The organism is Myxococcus faecalis, from assembly GCF_050039385.1.
Taxonomy (GTDB): Bacteria; Myxococcota; Myxococcia; order Myxococcales; family Myxococcaceae; genus Myxococcus; species Myxococcus fulvus.
In genome coordinates this window covers 899,421-921,670 of sequence record NZ_CP144336.1, presented here as the reverse complement: position 1 = coordinate 921,670, position 22,250 = coordinate 899,421, and the positions used below count along the sequence as shown (strand labels likewise).

Annotated in this window: 19 protein-coding genes; 8 read left to right on the top strand and 11 right to left on the bottom strand. The window is 71.5% G+C overall.

From position 1 onward, the window contains the following. Positions 1 to 40: 40 nt before the first annotated feature. From VZQ01_RS03515 to moaD, 5 genes are all read left to right on the top strand, one after another. A complete protein-coding gene (locus VZQ01_RS03515; protein WP_141326581.1) occupies positions 41 to 1,069 on the top strand; it encodes an aspartate-semialdehyde dehydrogenase in 1,029 nt (342 codons plus the stop codon). A 125-nt stretch (positions 1,070 to 1,194) separates the two neighbouring features. Next, positions 1,195 to 2,091, top strand: coding sequence for an MXAN_2561 family MXYO-CTERM-anchored protein (locus tag VZQ01_RS03510; protein ID WP_426746905.1), 897 nt, complete (start codon positions 1,195 to 1,197; stop codon positions 2,089 to 2,091). Then, positions 2,088 to 2,816, top strand: coding sequence for an MXAN_2562 family outer membrane beta-barrel protein (locus VZQ01_RS03505; RefSeq protein ID WP_223746690.1), 729 nt, complete (start codon positions 2,088 to 2,090; stop codon positions 2,814 to 2,816). The genes VZQ01_RS03510 and VZQ01_RS03505 overlap by 4 nt, the downstream gene beginning before the upstream one ends. A 6-nt stretch (positions 2,817 to 2,822) precedes the next feature. Next, the gene (locus tag VZQ01_RS03500) at positions 2,823 to 4,685 is read left to right on the top strand and encodes a PKD domain-containing protein (RefSeq protein WP_223783058.1); all 1,863 of its coding nucleotides are present in this window, start codon (positions 2,823 to 2,825) and stop codon (positions 4,683 to 4,685) included. Then, complete coding sequence (gene moaD / locus VZQ01_RS03495) at positions 4,682 to 5,356, top strand: molybdopterin converting factor subunit 1 (protein WP_426746904.1); 675 nt, start codon at positions 4,682 to 4,684, stop codon at positions 5,354 to 5,356. Before VZQ01_RS03500 ends, moaD begins: the two co-directional genes overlap by 4 nt. 8 nt (positions 5,357 to 5,364) lie before the next feature. Here moaD and VZQ01_RS03490 read toward each other — a convergent pair whose 3' ends face one another. The 3 genes from VZQ01_RS03490 to VZQ01_RS03480 all read right to left on the bottom strand — a co-directional run bounded on the left by VZQ01_RS03490 (position 5,365) and on the right by VZQ01_RS03480 (position 8,335). Further along, on the bottom strand, positions 5,365 to 6,033 hold the full coding sequence (locus VZQ01_RS03490) for a hypothetical protein (RefSeq protein WP_426746903.1): 669 nt from the start codon (positions 6,031 to 6,033) through the stop codon (positions 5,365 to 5,367). Between the two features lie 145 nt (positions 6,034 to 6,178). Then, positions 6,179 to 7,897 (bottom strand): M50 family metallopeptidase, encoded by a 1,719-nt coding sequence (locus VZQ01_RS03485; protein WP_426746902.1) that lies wholly within the window; start codon positions 7,895 to 7,897, stop codon positions 6,179 to 6,181. A gap of 15 nt (positions 7,898 to 7,912) precedes the next feature. Next, the gene (locus VZQ01_RS03480; RefSeq protein ID WP_223746694.1) at positions 7,913 to 8,335 is read right to left on the bottom strand and encodes an NUDIX domain-containing protein; all 423 of its coding nucleotides are present in this window, start codon (positions 8,333 to 8,335) and stop codon (positions 7,913 to 7,915) included. Between the two features lie 70 nt (positions 8,336 to 8,405). On the opposite strand from VZQ01_RS03480, the gene VZQ01_RS03475 reads away from it, so the two are divergent. From VZQ01_RS03475 to VZQ01_RS03465, 3 genes are all read left to right on the top strand, one after another. After that, on the top strand, positions 8,406 to 8,885 hold the full coding sequence (locus VZQ01_RS03475) for a hypothetical protein (protein ID WP_426746901.1): 480 nt from the start codon (positions 8,406 to 8,408) through the stop codon (positions 8,883 to 8,885). Between the two features lie 67 nt (positions 8,886 to 8,952). After that, entirely contained in the window at positions 8,953 to 10,908 is a 1,956-nt protein-coding gene (acs, locus tag VZQ01_RS03470; protein WP_426746900.1) for an acetate--CoA ligase, read from the top strand. A 274-nt stretch (positions 10,909 to 11,182) separates the two neighbouring features. After that, entirely contained in the window at positions 11,183 to 12,538 is a 1,356-nt protein-coding gene (locus tag VZQ01_RS03465) for an aminotransferase class I/II-fold pyridoxal phosphate-dependent enzyme (protein WP_223746697.1), read from the top strand. A 268-nt stretch (positions 12,539 to 12,806) separates the two neighbouring features. On the opposite strand, the gene VZQ01_RS03460 is transcribed toward VZQ01_RS03465, so the two are convergent. The 8 genes from VZQ01_RS03460 to VZQ01_RS03425 all read right to left on the bottom strand — a co-directional run bounded on the left by VZQ01_RS03460 (position 12,807) and on the right by VZQ01_RS03425 (position 22,200). Then, positions 12,807 to 13,445: a histidine phosphatase family protein gene (locus VZQ01_RS03460; protein WP_223783054.1), complete on the bottom strand. Its 639-nt coding sequence runs from the start codon at positions 13,443 to 13,445 to the stop codon at positions 12,807 to 12,809. A 61-nt stretch (positions 13,446 to 13,506) separates the two neighbouring features. Beyond that, the gene (locus VZQ01_RS03455; RefSeq protein WP_141326561.1) at positions 13,507 to 14,142 is read right to left on the bottom strand and encodes a hypothetical protein; all 636 of its coding nucleotides are present in this window, start codon (positions 14,140 to 14,142) and stop codon (positions 13,507 to 13,509) included. Next, positions 14,139 to 15,023 carry a ribonuclease HII gene (rnhB, locus tag VZQ01_RS03450; protein WP_223746699.1) on the bottom strand — a complete coding sequence of 295 codons (885 nt, stop codon included), beginning with the start codon at positions 15,021 to 15,023 and terminating at the stop codon, positions 14,139 to 14,141. The genes VZQ01_RS03455 and rnhB overlap by 4 nt, the downstream gene beginning before the upstream one ends. Before the next feature lie 282 nt (positions 15,024 to 15,305). Next, positions 15,306 to 15,650 carry a carboxypeptidase-like regulatory domain-containing protein gene (locus tag VZQ01_RS03445; protein WP_408890881.1) on the bottom strand — a complete coding sequence of 115 codons (345 nt, stop codon included), beginning with the start codon at positions 15,648 to 15,650 and terminating at the stop codon, positions 15,306 to 15,308. A gap of 89 nt (positions 15,651 to 15,739) precedes the next feature. Further along, entirely contained in the window at positions 15,740 to 17,095 is a 1,356-nt protein-coding gene (locus tag VZQ01_RS03440) for a tetratricopeptide repeat protein (RefSeq protein WP_426746898.1), read from the bottom strand. 108 nt (positions 17,096 to 17,203) lie between these two features. Beyond that, positions 17,204 to 18,982 (bottom strand): M61 family metallopeptidase, encoded by a 1,779-nt coding sequence (locus VZQ01_RS03435; protein ID WP_426746897.1) that lies wholly within the window; start codon positions 18,980 to 18,982, stop codon positions 17,204 to 17,206. A 25-nt stretch (positions 18,983 to 19,007) separates the two neighbouring features. Next, positions 19,008 to 20,441 carry an RsmB/NOP family class I SAM-dependent RNA methyltransferase gene (locus VZQ01_RS03430; protein WP_426746896.1) on the bottom strand — a complete coding sequence of 478 codons (1,434 nt, stop codon included), beginning with the start codon at positions 20,439 to 20,441 and terminating at the stop codon, positions 19,008 to 19,010. Between the two features lie 133 nt (positions 20,442 to 20,574). Next, the gene (locus VZQ01_RS03425) at positions 20,575 to 22,200 is read right to left on the bottom strand and encodes a metallophosphoesterase (RefSeq protein WP_426746895.1); all 1,626 of its coding nucleotides are present in this window, start codon (positions 22,198 to 22,200) and stop codon (positions 20,575 to 20,577) included. Positions 22,201 to 22,250 lie beyond the last annotated feature (50 nt).

The following is a 22,250-nucleotide window of genomic DNA, read 5'->3' as shown; positions in this document are numbered from 1 at the left end:
CGCGGCTTGCGCCTGGAGGAGTCACGCACGAGGACGCGTCATGAAGAACGACTTGCAGATTGCCGTGGTGGGTGCCACCGGCGTGGTGGGCCGCGAGGTGCTGGCCGCGTTGTACGCGCGGGACGTGCCCGCCGAGCAGGTGCGCGCCTTCGGCTCCGAGCGCTCGAAGGGCCTGGAGGTGGAGTACGGCGAGGACTCCATCGAGGTGGAGCGCGCCGCGCCGGACGTCTTCCGCGGCGTGGGGCTGGTGCTGCTGGCCACGCCCGCGGAGGTGTCTCGCACGCTGGCGCCCGCGGCGCAGGCCTCCGGCGCGTGGGTGGTGGACATCAGCTCCGCGTTCCGGAGCGACGGCAACGTGCCCCTGGTGCTGCCGGGCTTCAACACGGAGGCGCTGGCGCAGGTGACGAAGGGCCGGGTGGTGTGCCTGCCGGGCGCCGTCACCACCGCGGCGGTGCACGTGGTGGAGCCCTTGCGCCGGGCCTTCGGCGTGGTGCGCGCGCAGGTGACGGCGATGATGGGGGTGTCCAGCGCGGGCGTGCGCGGCGTGGCGGAGCTGGAGAAGCAGACCGCGGACCTGTTGTCCGGGCGCGAGCCGGAGCCGCACGCGTTCCCCCACCGCGTGGGCTTCAACCTGGTGCCGCAGGTGGGCGGCTTCATGGTGAACTCGCCCTGGACGGAGGAGGAGGCGGGCTGGACGCTGGAGGCCGCGCGCCTGTTCGCGTCCCGGGGCGAGGCGCCGGTGCTGGCCGGCACCGCGGTGCAGGTGCCCAGCTTCTACGGCCACGGCCTGTCGCTCCACGTGCAGCTCAAGAAGGCGGGCCCGGTGGAGCAGGTGCGCGCCGCGCTCAAGACGTCCCCGGCCCTCAAGGTGCTGGACGCCCCCGGCGAGCGCATCTACCCCATGCCCATGCTCGTCACGTCGGACCCCACGGTCCACGTGGGCCGGGTGCGCGCCTTCCCCCAGGCCCCCGAGTGGGTGACGCTCTTCGCCGCGGTGGACAACGCCACCCGGGGCGCCGCCCTCAACCTGGTGGAGGCCGGCCTGAAGCTGGTCGAGCGTCCCGTCTGACAAATTGGCACGGCCCCGGGGGCCGTCCTGCCTGTTTGGCGCGCCAGGTTGGCTCGAAACGTCCGAAAAAGGGCCTGTCGGAAGGCGTTGTGTGTGGCCCCCCGCTTGCTAGCGTCCGGCTACCCATGCGCCTCACACTCGCCTTGCTTTTGCTCTCCGCGTCGACCGCCCTGGGGCAGACCGTGACCTTCTCGGTCTCGGGAAGCCAGGGCAACGAAATCGTCGTCTCCAAGGCCGACTGCGCCAAGGTCACCCAGGTCACCTGGCAACGTCAGGCGACCAACCAGTGCGACACGCTCTACATCTGGCTGTCCCCGGACACGTGCTCGGACACGCCGAGCTCGAGCGAGGTGACGCTGGAGGAGATCGAGCGCTCCTCGTCGGTGACGACGGGCACGGTGAGCCTGAACGTCAGCGAGGCGCTCACCAAGGCCGGCCAGACGTGCGAGGCCCAGACAGAGAACAAGAGCTTCAAGCTGTGCGCGTCCGTGCGGCCCTTCAACAGCACGGGGACGACGTGCGAGGCGACCGCGACGAGCGTGGGCACGCCCGCCATCACCCTGACCTTGGACCCCAAGCCTCCCGCGGCGCCCATCCTGCCGACGGTGACGGGCCTGGACACGGCGCTGAGCGTGGACGTGACGGCGCCGAGCGACTCGTCGCAGATGAAGGTGGAGGTGGTGAAGCTGGTGGCCGGTGAGGACGGTGGCAGCGCCACGCCGGGCGACGTGGTGCGCTCCAAGGAGCAGACGTCGTCGAACACGCTGTTCCGCATGGACAACCTGGAGAACGGCGTGGAGTACGGCGTGCGGGTGTTCGCGCTGGACAAGGCGGGCAACCAGAGTGAGTCGTCGCCGCTGGCGACGGGGACTCCCATCGCGAGCAACGGCTTCTGGGCGGCGTACCGGGGTGCGCAGGGCGCGGAGACGGGCGGGTGTGGGGCGGGAGGTGGCGGACTTGCCGTGGGCGCCGTGGTGGCGGCCCTGGGCTTCTGGACGGTGTCGAGGAGGAAGCAGTCATGAGTCGGGCATGGGGCCTGGGTGTGGCCGTGGCGTTCGCCGCGCTGCCCGCGTGGGCGCAGGACGCAGGCGTGGTGTCTCCGGATCTGGTCGAGTCCCCCCGCACCGGCGGCATCATCTTCCGCCTGGGGGGCTACAAGCCGCTCATCGACGAGGAGAAGGGCCTGGGCGGCACGCCCTACAAGGACACCTTCGGTGACTCGTCGCTGCTGCTCGTGGAGCTGGAGTTCCAGCGCTACTTCTACCAGGGCATCGGCACCGCGGGCGTCGGCGTGTCGGCGGGCTACGGCGAGAAGTACGGCGCGGCGAAGCTGGCGGACGGCGGTGGGGACGCGGCGGAGCGAACGGCCATCAAGGTGGTGCCGCTCGCGTTCAACCTCTTCTACAAGTTCGACTACGCGGCCTTCGAGTGGGGCATCCCGCTGGTGCCGTACGGCAAGCTGGGCCTCATCTATTCGCCCTGGTGGGTGACGAAGGGCAGCGACACCGAGGTCTCCGGCGGCGTCACCGGCAAGGGCGGCAAGTGGGGCTGGGGCGGTACGGCGGGCCTGGCGTTCCTGCTGGACGTGCTGCAGCCGCGCTTCGCTCGCGACTTCGACTCGGGGCTGGGGGTGAACCACAGCTACCTGTTCGCTGAGTACACCTACGCGGATGTGGACGATTTCGGAGGGAAGGGTCTGAACTTGTCCAGCCGGCGCTGGATGTTCGGACTCGCGCTGGACTATTAGCGGCTCATGCCGCACTCCCCGCGCTCCGTCCTTCGGTCCGTCACGCTGTTCCTCCTGTTGACCGCCGTGGGCCTGTCGGGCCCCGGCTGTCGGCGCGCGGTGCGCGCGGACCTGGGTGAGGACCGCACGGTGGAGGCGGGCGTGCCCGTGACACTGGGCTCCGGGGAGAAGGGCGCGCAGGCCCTCTCCTGGGATGTCGGCGACGGCACTCCCACGAAGCAGGGCGCCCAGCTGTCGCACGCCTTCGCCCGGCCCGGCGCGTACACCGTGCGCGCGCTGCACGAGGGCCAGGAGGTGGGGCGCGTGCGGCTCACCGTGGTGCCGCGCCCGTTGCTGCGCGCGGTGCCGGGAGACGCGCAGACGGTGCTGTGGATGCCCCGGCTCCAGGGCAACGTGGAGCCGCTGGTGGACTTCCACGAGCGACTCATCGGCCCCGAGGAGGCGGAGGAGGCGCTGCGCGAGGCACCCCTGGTGTCGCTCGTGTTGCAGAGCCTGACGCAGGGCTCGAGCGTCGTGGACCCCGAGGAGGGCTTCGGCCTGTTCATCCTGCCGGAGTTCGACGGCGTGGTGGCGGTGCTGGGCATCACGGAGCCCGACGCGGCGATGTCCGCGGTGGCGAGCGAGCTGGAGAGCTCCGGCCACCAGGTGATGCCCACCGATGATGGCGCCATGCGCGTGGTGCCGCAGGATGGCAGCGAGCCGATGCTGCTGTTCGTTGATCGGGGCTACCTGTACCTGGCGATTCCCGACGGGCCGGAGGCGGAGGACGACGAGGAGGGGGAGGAGGGCGTGCCGCTGGAGGTGCTCGCGGTGGAGCCGCCGCGGCCGGCCGTCGCGGACGTGCAGCTGGTGCGTCGGGCGGTGACGGAGCTGACGGGGCCCGGGATGTCCGAGGTGGCGCTGCTCAACGAGCTGCGTCCCAAGGTGGGCGAGGGGAATGTCTACCTGTACACGGGCGCACCGAGGCTCGACGAGGGGGAGGAGGAGGGGCCGGTGCGGGGCTTCTTCGCCTCGATGACGGTGCGCCCCGAGCACGTGTCGCTGGATGGGTTCCTGTCGTCCACGCGGCCGCTGTTGCAGGGGGCGAGCGCGCCTCCTTCCGCGCTGATGGCGGAGAGCGGGTTGGGGCCGGTGGCCGCCGCGCAGCTGTCCGTGCCCCCCGAGGAGCTGGCGAAGCTGGCGTTCGGTGCGCCGGGCTCGCCGCGTCGCGAGCGGATGGTGGAGCGGTGGCGCGCGCGGGGACTGGACGCGGAGGCGCTGTTGAAGGCGCTGCGTGGTGACGTCGCGATGCTGGTGTACTTCGATGCACCGGGCTTCCTGCGGAACTTCGTGCGCAACCAGCGGCCCGAGCCTCGGGGCACCGTCCTCATCGACGCGGGCCTCACCTCCGTGGAGCCGGTGCTGCGGCTGCTCGATGAGCGCGCGCAGGGCTCGTCGCTGCGCTTCGCGATGGAGAAGATTCCCGGCGGCCGGCTCTACAAGACGCTCCTGTGGGGACAGCCGGTGCAGCTGCGCATCGGCCCCGAGCGCGCCACGTTGATCGCCGGTGAGCCTTTGGAGGGGCGTCCTCGCGGCGATGTCGGCAAGTCGCTGCGCGAGCGCTTCGGCGGTGAGGCGTTCGGTGCGGGGCACCTGTCGGTGATGGCGGACCTGGGGCGGCTGCGCGCGGAGCTGGATGCGCAGGAGTCGCTGCCGGGCGTGCCCGCGGAGCGACTGGCGTCGGCGCAGGCGCTCATCAAGGCGGTGCTGGAGGGCTTCACGCCGCTGGACTCGGGCTTCCTGGACTTCTCGCTGGCCGAGGGCGGCGCGAGGCTGAAGGGGAGTCTGCGATTGAGGGAGAACGCTCGCGCGGGACAGGAGTGGAAGTGAGCCCGGGCGGCGCTGTCACCGTGCTGTACTTCGCCGCCGCGAGGGAGCGCGCGGGGACGGCCCGGGAGCGCGTGGAGGTGCCCGAGGGCGCGACGGTGGAGGTGGTTCTCCAGCTGCTCTCGGCGGCGCATCCGGGGCTTGCTCCGTTGCTGCCGCACCTGCGCGTGGCGGTGGACCAGGAGTTCGTGGGCGCGGAGGCGCCGGTGCGGGCGGGCGCGGAGGTGGCGTTGATTCCTCCCGTGGCGGGTGGCTCGCCGGGGCTGTTCCGCGTGTTGGAGCGGCCGCTGCGGTTGGAGGAGGTGGTGGAGGCGGTGGGGGGCGAGGCGTACGGCGGGCTCGTCACCTTCAGCGGCTCGGTGCGCGACGCGACGAAGGGGCGGCGCGTGTTGCGGCTGGAGTACGAGGCCTACGCGCCGATGGCCGAGAAGAAGCTGGCGGAGATTGGCGCGGAGGCCGCGACGTCATGGCCGGGCGTGCGGCTGGCCATCGTGCACCGCGTGGGCGTGCTGGTGCCGGGGGAGCTGGCGGTGGTCATCGCCGCCGCGGCGCCGCATCGCAAGGAGGCCTTCCGGGGCTGTGAGCACGCCATCGAGCGGCTCAAGCAAGACGTGCCCATCTGGAAGAAGGAGTTCTTCGAGGATGGGGAGGTGTGGGTCGGCCTGGGGCCGTGAGGCCTGCGTCAGCGCATCCGGAAGCTGGCGGGGATGTTGACCTCGGGGCCCGCGTCCGCCGGTTGCTGCTGCTCGCGCTCGGCGTCGGTGATGGGGCGCATGGGCGTGTCCAGGCCCATGGCCTTGCGACGCGCGGCCTCCTTCTCGGCGGCGAGCTGGAGGGCGCGGGCGTTGGACTCGGCGGCGCGCTCGGGCGTGGGGCCCGCGATGAGGAAGCCTACGGGCAGGCTCAGGAAGAGCAGGCCGACGATGGCGAGCCAGCCCATGTCCTTCCACTGGAGGGGGCCGACGCGCTCCTTCACGACGGAGGCCTGGACGAGCAGGGACAGCTGTCCCTCGGTGAGGCGCAGCGTCATGCCGTCCGCGAGCGTCACGGAGGCGCGGCCCTGGTCCTGGACGAGCTGGGCGCCGGGGAGGGCGGCGAAGGCGTCTCCGCGCTGCTTGTGCTCGACCTGGACCTTGGGGGGCAGGTGGATGCGCCAGCCGCGCTCGGTGCGCTCGGCCATGAGGAACGGCTCTTCCGGGAGGGTGAAGCCGTAGAGGGGCAGGGGCGCCTTCTCATCCGGCGCGGCGTGGACCCGCGTCTGCTCGCGCCCGTAGCTCCAGGCCTCGGCCAGGTTCTCGCCCCAGTACAGCTCGAAGTACAGCCCGCCGTCCGCCTTGGCCTTGGTGCTCATCTCGCGCGTAAGCATATGCGTCCCGCCGCCTGTCGGCCGCATCATCGGGGCCGGAAGCCCACAGGTGGACAGGAAGCGTCCGCCCGCTTGCCCGACAACCAGGGGAGGCTCGCGGTTCCCCTCGCGGGTTCCGGGGCAGGGGATTTCAGGCCGTCGTCCTGCCCATCACCGAGGGACCGCCGGATGAGGGGGTGTCCTTCGTCCCGGACTCGGCGGGTGGCGGAGGTGGCGTCGCGGGTGGAGCGCTCGCGGGAGGCGGCGTGGACGATGGGCTCGCCGCGGGTGTTTGTGTGTCCGCGCCGTGTGGCGCAGGCGTGGTTGTCGGAAGGCCCGACGGCGCACCTGCTGGCGCCGCGCTGTTCGCGGGTGCGTCCGTCGCCCCGGCTGCCGTGGCGGGCGTTGCCGTGGCTCCCACGTTCGTGGGCGTCGCGGAGCCCGTGGATGGCGGCGCGCTCGTCGTGGGGGATGCTCCCCCGCCGCTGCTCCCGGCTGGATTGAGCGCGCTCGCGGCTCCGGAGGCGGGGACCGTCACGCCGCGCGAATCAACTCCTGCCGGTGCGCCTGTCACTGGCGTTGGCGCAGCGGGTGCTGCCTTGGTTCCCGTCGCAGCTGCTGCTCCCGAGCCGGCGACAGGCGGAGCCACAGGTCCTCCAGGGCCCGTGCCGCCCGGTGTCGCGGTGGTGGGAAGCGCCGTTCCCGCGGGTGCGCCGCCGCCGGGGGCCGTCGCTCCCGAGGACGCTCCGATGGGAGGTGCACTCGCTCCCGTCGTGGGGGGCGCTCCGGCCGTGGTGCCACCGGGTCCCGTCGTCGCGGGTGACGCGGACTCCGACCTGAACCGCTCGGGGAGCGCCCCGCGAATCTCCGCGAACGCCACCGCGACGATGACCGTCGCGCTCGCGAGGAACCCCACCGTCTGCGCCACCGTCTCCACGCGAGGCGGCAGCTTGCGACCACTCACCGCCTCCACCAGCAACAGCACGACGCGCCCGCCATCCAGCCCCGGAATCGGCAGCAAGGTCAGCAGCGCGAGCGCCAGCGACGCGGCCACCAGCGCTCGCAGCACCGAGTCCAGCCCCGACGACGCCGCATCGGACGACTCCTGCCGCACCAGCGCCCCGGGGCCCGTCGGTCCACCCCGCGCCTGTTCTCCCTTCGCCAGCCGCGTGAACATCGTCACGCCCTCGGCCGCGAGGTTCATCGTGTGCACCGTCGCGTGCCTCAGCGCCTCGCCCGGCGCATGCGTGCGGTACACGTACTGCTGGCTCACGCCGATGCGTCCCTCGCCACGCTCGTCCGCGCGCGGTCGCACCGTCACCGTGCGCTGCTCGCCGTGCCGGTCCACCCGCAGCTCCAGCGTGCTGCCCACGCCCACCGCCACCTTCTCCACGAACTCCGTCCAGCTGCGCAGCGCCTGACCGTTCACCGAGTCGATGCGGTCCCCGGGCAGCAACTGCGCCCGCGCCGCCTCCGAGCCCGGCCGCACCGTGCCCACCGTCAGCGGCACCACGACGTGGGTGCCCGACGTGTAGAGCGCGAACAGCACGCCCAGCGCGAACAGGTAGTTGGACAGCGGCCCCGCCAGGATGATGAGCGCGCGCCGCAGGGGCCCCAGCGTCCGGAAGCTCGCGGCCTCCGCGACCTCCGAGCGGTGGGGATTCATCCCCTGGATGTGCACCGTGGCGCCCAGCGGCACCGCGCCCACGACGAACTGCGTCCCCCCCAACCGGAAGGACGCCATGGGCGGACCGAAGCCGAACACGAAGCGGGGCACCCGCACCCCGAGCAGCCGCGCGGCGACGAGGTGCCCCAGCTCATGCAGGGCCAACAGCCCTCCGAGGGCCAGCAGGACGAGCGCGTAGTGCATCCTGGACGGCGCTCCCTACAGCTTCCGCCGCTGCCCGGTCTGCTTGTACGTCCGGTAGTCGGAGAGGATGGTGCCGTGGTCGAAGCACAGGTCCGACGGCAGCGCGTCCAGCGCGAACGTGCGCGCCTCCGCCGCGTCATCCGAGCCCTTCGGCTCACCGTCCGCCGTGCCGATGTACACCGTCGACAGCGTGTGCTGCCGCGGGTCCCTCTTCGGGTCCGAGTACGTGAAGAACTGCTCCACCAGCTTCACCTCCAGCCCCGTCTCCTCCTTGACCTCCCGGATGGCCGCCGCGTCCAGGGGCTCGCCCTCGTCCACGAATCCCCCCGGCAGCGCCCAGCCGATGGGCGGGTTCGCGCGGCGGATGAGGACGATGCGTCCACCGGCCAGCTCGATGATGCAGTCCACGGTGGGCTTGGGGTTGCGGTATTCGGGCATGGGGGCCACTCTAACCCCGACCGCCACGAGCGCACTGCACTCGATGCATTCGTGGGGTATGGTGCGCCCCGTGTCCACCCCGAGACGCTTCCGCCTGCTCGTGCCCGCCCTCCTCGTGAGCGCCATGTCGGGCTGCCTGCCCTTCGTCCAGGAAGCGGGCGACTACGAGTTCACTCCCGTGGAGATCTTCCGCGACGACTGCGGCCTCTACGACGCCAACCGCGACCTGTTCCGCGGCAGCCTGCAGGTCACCGGCCGCGTGGTGCGCCTGAACTTCGGGCTGCTCGACACGCAGCTCATCGGCTACTTCCTCGCCGAGGGCGACGACTTCGCCATTGACGGCACCACCATCAACGCCGCCACGCCCGTGCGCGGGGTGGGCTGTCTGCTGGATGAAGCCAGCATCCACATCGACGCGACGACGCAGTGCGAGACGCGCTTCGACGGGGCGATGCGGGTGCGCTACGCCTCCGAGCAGCGGCCCGCCGAGTGCGCGTGCGAGCTGTGGATGCGTTTTGAAGCCGTCAAGGAAGCGAACCGCTGCGAATAGCGTGCTTGAGCCCGGCCTCCGGGGTTCCTAGAACAGAGGGGTTGTCGCCCACTCTGCGGAGGAGCCCATGGCTGAAACGCAGCAAGAAATCTCCTCGGTCCTGACCGAGACCCGCGTCTTCCCACCGCCCCAGGAGTTCTCCCAGCGTGCTCACCTGAAGAGCATGGAGGACTACCAGCGGCTGTGGGACGAGGCCGCTCGAGATCCGGACAAGTACTGGGGCGAGCGCGCTCGCGAGGAGCTCTACTGGAAGGAGCCCTTCCAGACGGTGCTCGACTGGAAGCCGCCACACGCGCGCTGGTTCGTCGAGGGGCGCACCAACCTGGCCTACAACTGTCTGGACCGGCACCTGGCCACGCGCCGCGACAAGCCCGCCATCCTCTTCGAGGGTGAGCCCGGAGACCGGCGCACCCTCACGTACGGGCAGCTCGCCGTCGAGGTGAACCGGCTGGCCAACGGGCTGAAGTCCCTGGGCGTCAAGAAGGGGGACCGCGTGGGCATCTACCTGCCCATGGTGCCCGAGGCCGCGGTGGCGATGCTGGCGTGCGCGCGCATCGGCGCGGTGCACTCGGTGGTGTTCGGCGGCTTCTCCGCGGAGGCGCTCCAGGAGCGCATGAAGGACGCGGGCGCCAAGGTGGTGCTCACCGCGGACGGCGGCTGGCGCAAGGGCGCGGTGGTGCCGCTGCTCAAGAACGTGGAGGCCGCGCTGGAGAACATGCCCAGCGTGGAGAAGGTGGTGGTGGCGCGCCGCACGGGAGACGCGCTGGCGCTCACCGACCCGCGCATGGTGGCGTGGGACGTGCTGGTCAACGGCCAGTCCGACACGTGCGAGCCGGAGTGGGTGGAGAGCGAGCACCCGCTGTTCATCCTCTACACGTCCGGCTCCACCGGGAAGCCCAAGGGCGTGCTGCACACCACGGCGGGCTACGCGGTGGTCGCCTCGCTCACCACGCGCTGGGTGTTCGACTTGCGCGAGGATGACGTCTACTGGTGCACCGCCGACGTGGGCTGGGTGACGGGCCACAGCTACGTCGTCTACGGGCCGCTGATGAACGGCGCCACCACCGTCATCTACGAGGGCGCGCCCACGCACCCGGGGCCGGACCGCTTCTGGGACATCATCGAGCGCTACAGGGCCACCATCCTCTACACCGCGCCCACGGCCATCCGCGCCTTCATGCGATTGGGCGACGAGCACCCGCGCAAGAAGAACCTGTCCTCGCTGCGCCTGCTGGGCAGCGTGGGCGAGCCCATCAACCCCGAGGCGTGGATGTGGTACCGCGACGTCATCGGTCAGGGCCGCTGCCCCGTCGTGGACACGTGGTGGCAGACGGAGACGGGCGGCATCATGATTTCGCCGCTGCCGGGCGCGACGCCCACCAAGCCGGGCTCGGCCACGCTGCCGCTGCCCGGCATCCACGCGGAGATCCTGGACCGCGCGGGCAACGCGGTGCCGAAGGGGCAGGGCGGCCTGCTCTTCGTCACGAGGCCGTGGCCCTCCATGCTGCGCACCGTGTACGGCGACCCGGACCGCTACGTGCGCACGTACTTCAGCGAGCTGCCTGGCAAGTACTTCACCGGCGACGGCGCGCGCACGGACATGGACGGCTACTTCTGGCTGATGGGCCGCGTGGACGACGTCGTCAATGTCGCGGGCCACCGGCTTGGCACCGCCGAGGTGGAGAGCGCGCTCGTCGCCCACAAGCTCGTGTCCGAGGCCGCCGTCGTGGGCCGCCCCGATGACCTCAAGGGCACCGCGCTCGTGGCCTTCGTCACGCTCAAGCAGGGCAACGTGCCCTCACCGGAGCTGAAGAAGGAATTGGCCCAGCACGTCTCCAAGGAGATTGGCGCCATCGCGCGGCCGGATGAGATCCGCTTCGCGGAGGCGCTACCCAAGACACGCTCCGGGAAGATCATGCGGCGGCTCCTGCGCGACGTGGCCGCGGGCAAGCAGGCATCGGGAGACACCACCACGCTCGAGGACCTCCATGTCCTCGCGGCGCTCCAGCAGAACGACGAGTAGCGCATGGAGGCGCGGAGGGTCCCATGGGCCCTCCGCTTCTCAAGATGGATGTGTCACGTCGTGTTACAACGACAGGACTCCGAGGGTTTGAAACGCAATCGGATTTCACCCAACGTATGAAGGTTGGTCCGCACTCATAATTCGAAATATCCGGGTGTTGGGGAGTTGTTGACACTGGAAAGATGCAGGGGCATTAAAGGCCGCGCTCACCCCCCCGAGCGCGACGTGCCAGGTCCTGTTCCAGCGTCGTTCCCCCTCCCCCTCGGATGTGTTCATGAATCTACGCGATCAGCTCGATTCGCCGTTGTTCACCCATTTCATCGCCAATTACACGCATCCGACCGGCCCTGATCTGCTGGCTCGGACGGAGGCGTTCTTCCAATGGCAGGAGTCACGGCGACAGACAGGATTGTGGCCGTACTCGCGCAGCCTGGAGGGCGCGCCGACCGCTGAGTGTGGCGTGCGCAGCGAGGGTGGGGTGGCGCGGCACGGGGTGAACTTCGGCTCGCAGGACTATCTGTCATTGTCCACGCATCCAGCGGTGGTCGAGGCGGCGCATCGGTCCATCCGGGACTACGGCGTGCACAGCGCCGGCTCCGGGATGTTCGGTGGCAACACGACGCCGGGACTCCAACTGGAGCAGGCGCTCGGAGAGCATCTGGAGATGCCGTACGTGGCGCTGTTCGCGACGGGGTGGGGCGCGGGCTTCGGCGCCATCGCGGGGCTGGTGCGTCCGGAGGACCACGTGGTGCTGGACGCGCTGTCGCACGCGAGCCTCCAGCAGGGCGCCAGCGCGGCGACGCAGAAGGTGAGCCGGGTGCCGCACCTGAGCAACCGCGCGATGCGCCGCAAGCTCCAGGAGCTGCGCGCCCACGACACGGCCAATGGCATCCTCGTGGTCACCGAGGGCCTGTTCTCCATGGACTCGGACATTCCTCGCATCGAGGAGCTGCAGAACCTCTGTCACGAGTTCGGCGCGACGCTGCTGGTGGACGTGGCGCATGATCTGGGCGCGCTGGGCCCTCGCGGCACGGGCAGCCTGGGAGCGCAGGGGCTGTTGGGGAAGGTGGACCTGGTGGTGGGCTCGTTCTCCAAGACGTTCTCGTCGAACGGTGGCTTCGTGGCGACGCGCTCGCCGGCGGTGCGCCAGTTCGTGCGGGTCATGGGCGGGCCGCACATCTTCTCCAATGCCATCCTTCCGGTGCAGGCGGCGGTGGCGCTCGAGTCATTGCGCATCGTCCGCTCGGACGAGGGCGAGGTGCTGCGCGCGAAGGCGATGGAGAACATCCTCGCGCTGCGCGCCGCGTTCGCCGAGGGCGGGGTGAAGTGTCTGGGGGAGCCCTCCAACGTGGTGCCCGTACCGGTGGGCGACCCGAAGGTCGCGAGGGTCGCGGGCAGGCTCGTGTTCGAGCGCGGCGTGTTCCCCAACATGGTGGAGTACCCCGCGGTGCGCATCCGCGAGTCTCGCTTCCGCATGCAGGTGATGTCGTCGCACTCGGTGGAGCAGATGAAGCTCGGCGCCGAGGTGGTGCTGCGCGCGGTGGCGGAGGCGCGCGAGTTCGTGGAGGCGCCGCAGCAGAGTCCCCTGCGCACCGCGCGCGCCGAGTCGGGCAAGCGCGCCGAGGTCTGACGCGTCAACGAGGCCCCGCGCCGTTCCAGTTGGAGGGCGCGGGGCGCGGTCCTGGGCTGACGCTCCCCTCGTCGAGAGCCCGCGTCGTTGCGTGTGGAGGGCGCGAGCCCCCGTGCTGATGAGGCGCAGCGCACCTTCCACCGCCCGCATCTTGGCGCGTGGAGGGCGCGAGGCCCCGTGTTGATGAGGCGCCGTGCGCCTTCCACTGCGTCCGGGTGCCGCGTGGCGGCCAGGTCGCGCGACACCTCCGTGGCGTGGGGACCTCTCCTCAGCGCGCGGAGGAGTCGTCCGCGCTCAGCTCCTTGAGGTGGGTGATGTCGCCCCACGTCACCAGGCGGAACGCGCCCTGGTGGTAGTCGAACTGGTTCCAACACGCGTTGAGCACCGAGAATGCGCGGGGCGTGGCCGGCGGAATGCCCAGGCTGTGGCGGAAGAAGCTGCTCAGCACGCCGCCGTGCATCACCACCACCACGCGCTCGCCCGCATGGCGGGTGCCGACCTCGCCCAGGCACTCCACCGCGTGGCCCAGCCGCTGGGACGTGCTCTCCCCACCGGGGACGACGAAGTCCGGGGCGTTGGTGGCGTACGCGCCGAAGACCTCCGGGTGACGGCGGCTCGCCTCCTCGCGGGTGAGCCCCTCCAGGACGCCCAGCCCCCGCTCGCGCAGCCGGGCATCCGGGCGCACGTCGTGCCCCGTGCGCGCGGCGATGCGCCTCGCCGTCTGCACCGCCCGGCCCAGATCACTGCAATACAGCGCGCTGAAGGACACCGTCACCAGCCGCGCCGCGAGCGCGTCCGCCTGCCGCACGCCCTCGGGGCTCAGCGGGCTGTCCTGGTGGCCCTGCAAGAGCCCCTTCGCGTTCCACTCCGTCTCGCCGTGCCGCAGCAGGATGAGCTCGGTCTTCATCCCGGAAGACTGACGGCGCCGGCCGCACGGGGCAAGGGCTCCGTGCGGCACTGTTGGCGGATCAGCGTGCCCGCTCCAGGTGCGTCATGCCCTCCTCGAGCAGCGCGGCCACTCCCCGACGCACCACGTGGACGACCTTGCGACTGTAGGCCGGGCCTCCATGCGTGTAGTGCCCGCTCACCTTGTGGTGCAGCTCCGTGGCGCCCCACACCAGCACCAGGTCCGCCCACTCCAAGTCACTGCGGGCCCGGTCCGACGTGCGCCGCTCCGTGCCGTCCACCATGCGCAGGTCGATGTGCGGCCCGAGCTTCGACTCCAGCTCCTCGCGCACCGCGGGCGAGCCTCCCACCACCACCACCTTGCTCACGCCGAGCCGGTGACACGTCTCCACGAAGGCCACCTCCGCCCGGTGGTTCGCCGAACCCCCGCACCTGGCGCAGTGGCTGCGAGGCTCCACGCGCAAGGGCTCCCGGCCGCTCGCCTGGGCCACCTTCACGCACGCCCCATCCGAGCACACGGGGAAGAACCGCCCGTCCAGCACCTGGGCCGCCTTGAGCAGCTTGGGCTCGCTCATCCGCGCCTTGCCGGGACGGGTGAGGCCCGCCTCCTCCAGCACCGCTCGCGCGCGCAGCTTCGCGTCCGTGAGGGTGATGCCCCGCTCCGACAGCCAACCGTCGATGTCTCGGTCCGTGCTCATGACTTGCGCCTCGTCGTCGCGATGGGCTCCACGCGGAACAGCTCCGCCTGAGCAGGGGACGGCTCACCGGGCTCCACCAGCCCGAGCACCTCCTTCACCGGACCGAAGCTGCGTCGGTGGATGGGCAGCACTCCCTTCTCCCGCAGCGCCTGGACGTGGCGCGCCGTCGGGTAACCCTTGTGGTCGGCCAGGCCGTAGCCCGGGTAGCGTTGGTCCAGCTCCGCCATCAGCCGGTCGCGCGTCGTCTTGGCCAGGATGGACGCCGCGGCGATGCTCATCGAGAGCGAGTCACCCTTGATGATGCCTCGCTGCGGCGCCGGGCACTGCGGAATCGTCCGCGCATCCACCAACACGTAGTCGGGCTTGAGCCCCAGCCCCTCCACCGCGCGGCGCATGGCCAACAGCCCCGCGTGGTAGATGTTGAGCTGGTCGATCTCCTCGACCTCCGCCCGGCCCACCGCCCAGGCGACGACGTCGCGCTTGAGCGACTCCGCCAGCGCCTCGCGCTTCTGCGCGTCCAGCACCTTCTTGGAGTCGTCCAGGCCCTTGAGCCGGTAGCTCCTGGGCAGCACCGCGGCGGCCGCCACGACGGGGCCCGCGAGCGGCGCCATGCCCGCCTCGTCCACCCCCGCCACGTGCACGAGCCCCTGCTCCCACAGCTCCGTCTCGAAGCGCAGCAGGTGCCGCAGCCGCTGGCCCTCCGAGCGGTTGCGCTCCTGCCTCGCGCGGATGCGCCGCGCCAGGGACTGGGCGCCTCGACGCGGGTCCGCGTCCAGCGCCTCCAGCAGGCCCGAGGGGATGGGGTGTGCCTGGTTGACGAAGCGCTCGGTCAGCTCGCCGAGCGCGCACTGGAGCCACTGCTCCCGGCTATCGATGGACATGCTGGCGGACCCGAAGAGCTACCGGAACGGTAGGACGCCACGCGGGGCTCCCCAGGGGGGGAACGCGGCTCCCGCCACAACACGTCCCCACCGCCGTACACACGGGAGCGCCCGCACGCTGGGAGGCTCCGAGGACGAGGAAGAGGGGGGAGGTGGCGAGCATGCGGGTCTGACGCATGGCTCCAAGCCGTACCGCATCGGACCGGCCGAACACAACCTCTGCGGTGCCATCTCACATGGAAATCCGTGAGATGTCCGGGAAGTTGGAGGCCCGAGGGCCTGTCAGGGGCTCAACTCCAGGGTCAATTCGGACGGCTCGGGGACGCAGTTGCAGGTGTCACACACCCACTCCACGTGGGAGGCGGGGGACACCTTGGAGCCGGCGGTGGCCGTGACTCGCACCGGGCTGGGCGCCAGCGTCTCGTTGACGGCGGTGGTGACGCCGTCGGAGCCGGTGACGCCGGAGATGCTGACGTTGGAGGCCACGTTGGTGGCGGTGACGGTGGCGCCGCGCACGCGGGCGCCGTCCGCGGAGACGACGGCCACGCGCACGGCCATCAGCGTCGTCTCGCACTCGTCATGGCCTCGCGACATGCGAGGCGCGTCGTCACAGCCGGACAGCAACATGCCGAGTCCGAGGAGCCCACCCACCCATCCACACGCCCGAATCATGCACGGGAAGGTGATGCCGATGCCCGCGCGCGGCAATGCCCGGTTCAATCAGGCCGGGGCCGGCTGCGCTCGCTCGCGAATCTCGCGGCCTGGGTATCCGGATAGCGGTGTTGCACGTACTGGTAGACCTCCTCCGCGCGCGCCGCGTCATTCATCCGCTCACCCAGCACGCGCGCCAGCATGACGAGCGCCCTGGGCGCGGTGGGCGAATCCGGTGCCACGTCCGCGGCGCGTTCCAGCGCGGTGACAGCCAGTGGGAAGTTTCCTTCCACCGCCGCGGCCTGGCCGATGAACAGGTGGTGCTCGGAGGGCACCCTCGCGGCGGGCAGTTGCTCCAGCGCGGCATACAGCTCCAGCGCCCGGGCCACGTCGCGCCCACCCACCGCCAGCGCGAGGGCGGCGAGCCGCTCGTCGGCGCCCACGGGTGCGCCGGGTGTTTCCTCTCCGGGGGACTCCGCTTCCCGCGTGGGAGTGTCCCGCTGCACGCCGGCTCCCCCCAGCGGGGCGGATCCCCGGGTGGGCTGGGCGTTCCCCAGCACGGGCGCCACGTAGTCGCTCGGCTCGCCGTAGCCCACGCGGTCTCCGCGCACGTACAGCAAGAGGCCCAGCACGTGCGCCGCCAGGAAGGGCACCACCAGCGTGATGGCCTCCGCGAGGAAGCGGGAGATGAAGACCAGGCCCAGCGCGCGCACGGCCGCCGCGAGCACGTGCGCGGCGCCATGGACGACGAGCAGCCCCGCGAGCGCGGCGCAGGCCACCAGGTAGTCGGAGCCCAGGCCGCGCGCCAGCCGCAGCACCATGGCCGGGTTGAGCATGTGCGAGACGGGGTGCTCCGACGCCGCGAGCAACAGCCCCATGGGCAGCCACAGACCGCCCACCCCCACGAGCAGCCAGAACACGGGGTCCGCCGTCAGCCCCGGCGGCATCCGCCACTGGATGAACCAGGCGAACATGTCCAGCTTCGCGCTGCCACCCGGGTGCGCCCACAGCCCGTAGACGAGCGACGGCAACCCGGCCACCAGGAACACCAGCAGGCCGCGCAGGCCGGGCAGCAGCGCGTCACGGAAGATGTCGCTGAAGTCCGGGATGTCGAGCGACGTGTCGCCGCGCGCCGTCTCGCGCACGAGCCCGAAGAAGGTCGCCCAGAACAGGCCGCCATAGAAGGCGATGAGCGGCGGCCGCATGACGAGGAAGGAGTTCTCCGCCAGCCACCCCACCATGCCCAGGAAGATGCTCAGCGCGACGAGCAGCTGCAGGCCCGCGGCGGAGAAGGGGTAGCGCCAGGCCTTGCGCAGCCGACGGGTGAAGGGCACCACGTCGCGGTGGAGGTGGAGCACCTCCGTGTCGCCTCCGCACAGGCCGCACCCCACCAGCTCCACCGTCTGGACGCGGCGCCCCACGGCGCACTCCGGACACAGGGATGCGCCGCAGGACTGGCACTGCCAACCGGCGAGCTCCCGGGGATGTTGGCGACAGGCGATGGAGGCGGAGGACATGTCCCCCGCAGCCTATGCCGCGCCGGGGGCCTCGTCCCAGGGGGCGCCGAGCCAGGACTGGTACGCGGCCTTCTGGGCCTCGGTGGGCCTGTCCACGCGCGACAGCCACACCGCCTCCGCGGGCTTGGCGCCCAGCACCACCGGCACCTCCAGGAGCCTGTCCCGGCGGAACACCGTCACGTGCACCGTTTCGCCGGGGCGCTTGTCCTCGCACCGGGCGACGAGCGCGGCGCCGTCCGCCTTCCAGCCGTCCAGCGCCACCACGTCGTCCTCCGCGTACAGCCCCGCGTCCTGCGCCGGTGAGCCGTCCAGCACCGTGGCCACCGTGGCGCTCCCCTTGAGCGTCAGGCCCAGCCACCCCTTGGGGCGCGCCTCCGTGGCCTTGCCCTTGGGCGGCGTGCCGCCTCTGTCACTGGCGGACTCTCGCGGGCGGAAGTTCGCCTCCAGGCCCACGTGCGAGAGGACCGAGTAGTCCAGCTCCTCCGTCGTGCGCAGCCCCCGCTCGAAGAAGGTCGACAGGTCCACGCCCGCCACCTCGCTCGCGGCCGCCTCCACGCCGTCCTCGCCCACTCCGGAGCCGTCGCCGTGGCGCTCCCACAACAGCCTCATCACGTCATCCAGCCCGCGCGCGTCGCGGGTGGCGCGGCGAATCTCCAGGTCCAGCAGCGCCGACACCACCTCGCCCTTCAGGTAGTAGGAGATGGCGCTGTTGGGCGAGTTCTCGTCGGGCCGGTAGTGCTTCACCCAGCTCACCAGCGACGCCTCCGCGAGCGTCTGCGTGCGTCGGCCCGGCGTGGAGTGCAGCGCCGTGAGCGTCTCGCCCAGGCGCGTGAGGTAGCGCTGCGCGGACATCAGCCCCGCGCGGCGGACGATGAGGTTGTCGTAGTACGCGGTGGTGCCCTCGAAGGCCCACAGGAGCGCGGTGTAGTTCTCCCTCGAGTAGTCGAAGGGCACCAGCGCTCGGGGCTTCACCCGCTTCACCATCCACAGGTGGAAGTACTCGTGCGCGGCCAGCGTGAGCAGGTCCTCCCAGCCGCGCCCCGTGGACAGGCCCGTGCGCGGGAAGAGCAGGGCGGTGCTGGCCTGGTGCTCCAGGCCGCCGCGGCCCTTGTCCGTCAGGTACAGGAGGAACAGGTAGCGCGGCATGGGCAGCCCGCCGAACAGCCGCGCCTGCACCTCGCACAGCCGCTGGAAGTCCGAGCACAACCGCTCCGGGTCCGCCGGCGTGTCGCCCCAGACGACGACTTCGTGGGACACGCCCGCCACGGTGAAGGTCAGCGGTGTGTGCGGGCCCACCTCGATGGGGCTGTCCACCAGCGTGTCGTAGTCGTTCGCCACGAAGGCCCCGTCGCGCTGGCCCAGGGCGCAGAACGACGTCCAGCCCGCCGGCGCCTCCACCGTGACGTGGTGCTCCAGCTCGCGCGTCGCGTCCGTGTAGAGGAACACGCAGGCGCCGTTGAGGTACGCGTGCGTGCCGTCCACGTGGCTGGTGCGCACCGTCAGCTCGTTGCAGTAGACGCGGTAGCGCAGCGTGATGGCCTGGCCCTGGGCGTCCACCCGCCACGTCTGCTTGTCCACCCGCCGCACCGGCAGGGGCGTCCCGTCCCCCGTCGACGCGGTGACGTCCTGGACGTGCCGCGCGAACTCGCGCACCAGGTAGCTGCCGGGCGTCCACACCGGCATCCGCGCGTCGAGGGTGGCCTCTGCCTCGGGAAAGGTGGCCTCCACCTCCAGCAGGTGGGTGTGGGGCCTGGGCAGGCTGACGCGGTAGCGGACGACGGTGGGGGACATGGCCGGGCCTTTCTTCCCGGGCAGGCTACTTCGCCCGGACGAGGACGGCCGCGAAGAAGCCGTCGGTGCCGTGGGTGTGGGGCGCCAGCCTGAGGAACGGGCCGGGGCCGAGCTTTGCTCCCAGCTCCGCGCCCAACAGCTCCGTGACGGGGCGCACGCTGTACTCGGGGTGGCGGGCGAGGAAGTCCTCGACGACGGCCTCGTTCTCCTCGCGCAGCACGCTGCACGTGCCGTAGATGAGCCGGCCGCCGGGTTTCACCATCCGCGAGAAGCGCTCCAGCAGCGCCTTCTGCCGGGCGGCGTGGGTCTCCAAATCCTCCGGCGTCAGGCGGTAGCGCGCGTCCGGCTTGCGGCGGAACGTCCCGGTGCCGCTGCAGGGCGCGTCCACCAGCACCCGGTCCGCCTTGCCCACCAGCGCCTCCAGCGCGGTGTCCACCTCCGGCCCCTCCGCGGGGATGAGCTGGGCGCGCACGTTGTGCACCCCCGCGCGGCGCGCGCGCTTCTTGAGGTCCTCCATCCGCCGCTCGTCGATGTCGAGCGCGTGGAGGTCACCGCGGTTCTTCATCTGCGCGGCCAGCTGGAGCGTCTTGCCGCCCGCGCCCGCGCACGCATCGACGACGCGCGTGGGCGGCGCGTCCACCAGCATGCCGAGCAGCTGGCTGCCCTCGTCCTGGATCTCCAGGAAGCCCTCGCGGAAGCTCTCCAGCGCGAAGACGTTGAGGCGCGTCTCCAGGTGCAGGCCCATGGGCGACAGGGCCGTGGGCTTCGACTCCACCTCCGCGGCGGCGAGTCGCTTCGCCAAGGCGTCCCGGTCCTCCTTCAGGAGGTTGGCGCGCACGGTGAGCGGGGCGCGCTCGTTCATCGCCTCGGCGGCGCGGGCGGCGTCCTTGCCGTACAGCGCGAGGAAGCGCTCGGCGAGGAAGTCCGGCAGCGACGCGGCGATGGGGAAGCGCTTCTTCTCCGGCAGGGCCTCCAGCGCCGCGGCGGCCTGGGGCAGGGCGGAGAGGGCCTGTGCGTCACCGGGCGCCAGCGAGGAGGTGCGCGCCACGTCGGCGAGGGGCTCGCCGTGCAGCACGCGCGAGGTGGCCAGGCGCAGCACGTCCTGCCGCGTCGCGTCCAGCGAGTCGAAGCGCGGGTGGGCGCGCGACAGGAGGAAGTCCACGGTGCGCTGGCGGCGCAGCAGGGCATAGACGCGCTCGGCGACGGCGCGGCGCTCCGACGAGTAGAGGTTGGCCTTGCGGCGCAGGGTGAAGTCCAACGCCCGGTCCGACAGCCGGCCTTCGTGGCGCACCAGCGCGTATGCCTCCAGGCAGGCCTGGAGCACCAGGTCCTCGCGCAGCGGACGCGTGGAGCGCTCGCGCTCGGCGGCCGTGAGCTTCTTCTTTCCGGACGAAGGGGAGGGGGACTTCTTCTTCGTGGACGGCCGCGCGAAGCGGCGGGACTTGGATGGGGGAGCCATGACGTGCAGGGGCCTTTGCATCCCCGGGGCGGGTTGACAAGCGGGGAAAGCAAACCCGGGTGGCCGCCGGACGCCCTTCGCGCCCGCCGACACACCCGGGGATGCCCGCGCCTGGGGGGAGGGCGGGGGGATTTCAGTCGGAGCGGCCGGGCCGGCGCCGACGCATCAGCCCGGCGAACAGCAGCCCCGCCAGGGGGAGGAGGGTGGCGGCGGGGCCCGCGGCGCAGCCTCCGGAGCCGCCGCCGGGCTCATCCTCGGTGCCGGGCGTGCCGGGCAGGGTGGGCGTGGGGCGCTCGTCGGGCGTGCCCGCGTCGGTGCCCCCGCCTCCGCCGCCGGACGCGGAGGTGACGGTCACCACGGACGTGGCGGTGCGCGTCACCGCGCCGAACGTGGCGGTGGCCGTCACGGTGTACTGGCCCGCCTTGGCGTAGGTGTGCTCCGCGGAGCGGCCCTGGGCCGAGCCGCCGTCGCCGAAGTCCCAGCTCACCGGGACGTCCGGAGTCGTGGTCGCCAGGAAGAGCGCGCGGTGGGGGGCCACGCCGCGCTCGCCCTCCACGGTGACGCTCAGCGCGTCCGCCGGGGGCGGCTCTTCCACGGGCGGCAGGTCCTTGCGCAGCGTGAGGCTGTCGAGCACCTTGCCGTCCGTCGTCAGGAGGTTCGCGGTGAGCAGCCCGTCGACCACCTCCACGTCCAGGAAGCCATACGCCTTGTTGTCGCGCATGGCGCTCCAGGCCGGCTGGCTGGTGTCGAACGCGCGCAGTGTCGCGCCGCCGCCACCCACCACCAGGTAGGGGATGCCGCCCGAGGACGCCACGTCGTCGCCCTTCATCGGCTTGCTGCGCTCGTAGTTGTGGTCATGCCCGGTGAGCACCAGGTCCACGCCGTACTTCTCGAACAGGGGGGCGAACTGGCGGCGCATGGTGAGCTGCGAGCCGTGCTCGCCGCTGGACCAGGGCGGGTGGTGGAAGAAGACGACCTTCCACGGCTGCGTGGTGCCGGCCAGGTCCGTCTCCAGCCACGCCTTCTGCCTGGCCAGCGAGCAGCGCTCCGCGGACGACAGGCCGATGGCGCAGTTGGAGTCGAGCGACACGAAGTGCACGTGCCCCCAGTCGAACGAGTAGTAGCGCTCCGTGCCCTCCGGGTTGTTGGTGGGCATGTAGAGGTTGTCCAGGTACGGCTGGCCCTGGTTCGTCACGTACTCGTGATTGCCGGGCGAGGCGAACAGCGGCACCTGCGAGAGCAGCTCCGCCATGGGCACGAAGAGGTGCTCCTGGAAGTCGGCCTCGGTGCCGTCCGGGTAGGCGTTGTCGCCCAGGGCGACGAAGAGCTCGGGCTTCGTCTGGACCATCCGGGCCGTCACGCGCCGCTGGTCCGAGCCGCCCGTGCCGAAGTCACCCATGGCGGCGAAGTGCACGCGGCGCGTGCCGGGCACGGGCGCCGTCCTGAAGCTCTTGGCCGGCGTCTTCAGGCCGCAGGCGCTGACCTCATAGGTGTACTCGGTGCCGGGCTTGAGCCCCGTGAGCACCACCGCGTGGGCCTTGCCCGAGTCGTTCGAGCGGGCGACCTCATTGGTCGCTCCCACGCCGTAGCGCACCTCGGGCGAGCAGTTGGCCGCCAGGCGGAACGCCACCAGGGCCGTGTCGGGACCGACTTTCTGCAGATAAGGGTCGCGAGCGAGGACGCCCGCGGAGGCCATGCCCGACACCAACGTCAGGGCCACGGCGAGGGGAAGTGGGGTGAAGCGGTTCTTCCGATGCATGCAGCCTCCTCCCGAACCATCTCGGGACGGAGGCCCAACCGTTCACTCCG

Excerpts from the sequence above, each read along its gene's own strand:
- VZQ01_RS03515 (WP_141326581.1), top strand. The coding sequence starts at position 41 with ATGAAGAACGACTTGCAGATTGCCGTGGTGGGTGCCACCGGCGTGGTG.
- VZQ01_RS03510 (WP_426746905.1), top strand. The coding sequence starts at position 1,195 with ATGCGCCTCACACTCGCCTTGCTTTTGCTCTCCGCGTCGACCGCCCTG.
- VZQ01_RS03505 (WP_223746690.1), top strand. The coding sequence starts at position 2,088 with ATGAGTCGGGCATGGGGCCTGGGTGTGGCCGTGGCGTTCGCCGCGCTG.
- VZQ01_RS03500 (WP_223783058.1), top strand. The coding sequence starts at position 2,823 with ATGCCGCACTCCCCGCGCTCCGTCCTTCGGTCCGTCACGCTGTTCCTC.
- VZQ01_RS03490 (WP_426746903.1), bottom strand. The coding sequence starts at position 6,033 with ATGAGCACCAAGGCCAAGGCGGACGGCGGGCTGTACTTCGAGCTGTAC.
- VZQ01_RS03485 (WP_426746902.1), bottom strand. The coding sequence starts at position 7,897 with ATGCACTACGCGCTCGTCCTGCTGGCCCTCGGAGGGCTGTTGGCCCTG.
- VZQ01_RS03480 (WP_223746694.1), bottom strand. The coding sequence starts at position 8,335 with ATGCCCGAATACCGCAACCCCAAGCCCACCGTGGACTGCATCATCGAG.
- acs (WP_426746900.1), top strand. The coding sequence starts at position 8,953 with ATGGCTGAAACGCAGCAAGAAATCTCCTCGGTCCTGACCGAGACCCGC.
- VZQ01_RS03465 (WP_223746697.1), top strand. The coding sequence starts at position 11,183 with ATGAATCTACGCGATCAGCTCGATTCGCCGTTGTTCACCCATTTCATC.
- VZQ01_RS03460 (WP_223783054.1), bottom strand. The coding sequence starts at position 13,445 with ATGAAGACCGAGCTCATCCTGCTGCGGCACGGCGAGACGGAGTGGAAC.
- VZQ01_RS03455 (WP_141326561.1), bottom strand. The coding sequence starts at position 14,142 with ATGAGCACGGACCGAGACATCGACGGTTGGCTGTCGGAGCGGGGCATC.
- rnhB (WP_223746699.1), bottom strand. The coding sequence starts at position 15,023 with ATGTCCATCGATAGCCGGGAGCAGTGGCTCCAGTGCGCGCTCGGCGAG.
- VZQ01_RS03445 (WP_408890881.1), bottom strand. The coding sequence starts at position 15,650 with ATGTTGCTGTCCGGCTGTGACGACGCGCCTCGCATGTCGCGAGGCCAT.
- VZQ01_RS03435 (WP_426746897.1), bottom strand. The coding sequence starts at position 18,982 with ATGTCCCCCACCGTCGTCCGCTACCGCGTCAGCCTGCCCAGGCCCCAC.
- VZQ01_RS03430 (WP_426746896.1), bottom strand. The coding sequence starts at position 20,441 with ATGGCTCCCCCATCCAAGTCCCGCCGCTTCGCGCGGCCGTCCACGAAG.
- VZQ01_RS03425 (WP_426746895.1), bottom strand. The coding sequence starts at position 22,200 with ATGCATCGGAAGAACCGCTTCACCCCACTTCCCCTCGCCGTGGCCCTG.